Annotated in this window: 4 protein-coding genes; 1 reads left to right on the forward strand and 3 read right to left on the reverse strand. The window is 73.8% G+C overall.

Annotated features, from left to right (window positions below; genetic code table 11):
- The coding region (locus HMPREF0731_RS20945; RefSeq protein WP_007006238.1) for an NAD-dependent epimerase/dehydratase family protein at window positions 1–647 on the forward strand (647 nt) is incomplete at its 5' end.
- A 116-nt stretch (window positions 648–763) separates the two neighbouring features.
- Here HMPREF0731_RS20945 and HMPREF0731_RS20950 read toward each other — a convergent pair.
- From HMPREF0731_RS20950 to HMPREF0731_RS20960, 3 genes are all read right to left on the reverse strand, one after another.
- Window positions 764–1,228, reverse strand: coding sequence for a molybdenum cofactor biosynthesis protein MoaE (locus HMPREF0731_RS20950; RefSeq protein WP_007006239.1), 465 nt, complete (start codon window positions 1,226–1,228; stop codon window positions 764–766).
- A gap of 1 nt (window position 1,229) precedes the next feature.
- Window positions 1,230–1,487, reverse strand: coding sequence for a molybdopterin converting factor subunit 1 (moaD, locus tag HMPREF0731_RS20955; protein ID WP_007006240.1), 258 nt, complete (start codon window positions 1,485–1,487; stop codon window positions 1,230–1,232).
- The coding region (locus HMPREF0731_RS20960; RefSeq protein WP_007006241.1) for a hypothetical protein at window positions 1,487–1,686 on the reverse strand (200 nt) is incomplete at its 5' end. The genes HMPREF0731_RS20960 and moaD, both read right to left, overlap by 1 nt.

Raw genomic sequence — 1,686 nt, forward strand, 5'->3', positions numbered from 1 at the left:
GCATCGCCAGCGGCGCCCATGCCCGCTGGGCGCCGGCCATCCTGGCCGCCGCGCCGGAGGGCGTGCCGGTGGTGCTGATGGGCTCCACCCGCCGCTTCTCCCGCTGGCCGGACGCGCATGGCGACGGCGTGCGGGCCGGGGAGGCGGCGCTGCTGGCCAGCGGCCGCCCCGGCGTGATGCTGCACCCGACCATGATCTATGGCGCCGAGGGCGAGAACAACGTCCAGCGCCTGGCCGCCCTGCTGAAGCGCCTGCCCGTGGCGCCGCTGCCCGGCGGCGGCCGCGCTTTGGTGCAGCCGATCCACCAGGATGACGTCACCGCCTGCCTCGTGGCCGCGCTGGAGCGTGACTGGGACGCGCCGCGCGCCCTGGTCATCGCCGGGCCGCGCCCGGTGGCCTATCGGGATTTCCTGGTGGCCGTGGCCCGCGCGGCCGGGGTGCGGGTGCCGCCCATCCTGCCCATGCCGGCGGCGCCGCTGCGCGCTGTGGCGCCGCTGACCCGCCTGCTGCCCTTCCTGCCCGAGATCGGCCCGGACGAGATCCGCCGCCTGACCGAGGACAAGGATTTCGACATCGCGCCGATGCGCGGCGAACTGGGCGTGGAGCCGAGGGAACTCGAAACCGGACTAAGGCAGACTTTCAAATAGAAAACCGGGGGAAGAATGAATTCTTCCCCTTTCTTTCAGGCTGCCGCCGTCTCCCGGCCAGGCGGGACGCAAAACTGATGGCGGGGTCCGGGGTGGCCCTGCCACCCCGGCGGGGGTCAGGGGGCAGCGCCCCCTGCCTTCCACTTCTCCGCCGCCGCGTCATCGCTCTCCTTCGCCTCGACCCAGCGCTCAGACCCATCGGCCATCTCCTCGCGCTTCCAGAAGGGCGCGCCGGTCTTCAGCCAGTCGATCAGGAAGGCGCAGGCCTCCAGCGCCGCGGCGCGGTGGGCGGAGGCCGCCAGCACCAGCACGATCGGCTCCCCGGGCAGGATGCGCCCGACGCGGTGGATCACCGTGCAGCCGGTGAGCGGCCAGCGCCGCTCCGCCTCGCCAGCGATGCCGGAGAGTGCCTTCTCCGTCATGCCGGGATAGTGTTCCAGCACCAGCGCGCGCAGCCCGTCATCCGCGCGGCAGATGCCGACGAAGCTGGCGACGCCGCCGACATCGGTGCGCCCGGCGGACAGCGCCGCCATCTCGGCCGCCGTGTCGAAGGGCGCCTCCTGCACCAGGATGCGCGCCATCTCAGCCCCCGGTCACGGGCGGGAAGAAGGCCACCTCGTCGCCATCCTTGACCGGATGGCCGGGCGCGACGAATTCCTGGTTCACCGCGGCGCGGATCTGCTTGCCATGGGCGAAGGCCTCGGCATGGCCGGGGCTCTGCGCCGCCAGATGCGCCATCAGCCCGGCGATGTCGGTGGCGCCGGGGGGCAGAGCGATGCGCTCCGCCCCCTTGCCGACCTTCTGCCGCACCCAGGCGAAATACAGGATCTCGACCGCCATCAGCGCGGCGTCGGCACTTGGCGCACCGTGCCGTCCTGGCCCAGCAGCGTCGTGGTGCCGCCCTGCGGGATGGCGATGCCGGAGCCGCCGCCGGGGGTGGTGTAGGTGCTGTAGCCGGGGCCGCCGCCGGTGGTCACGGCCGGGCCCTGCGGCGTCGGGATGACGCGGCCATCACGGCGCGGCGGGGGCGGGGGGCGGC

Source organism: Pseudoroseomonas cervicalis ATCC 49957 (assembly GCF_000164635.1).
In the GTDB taxonomy this organism is placed as follows: domain Bacteria; phylum Pseudomonadota; class Alphaproteobacteria; order Acetobacterales; family Acetobacteraceae; genus Pseudoroseomonas; species Pseudoroseomonas cervicalis.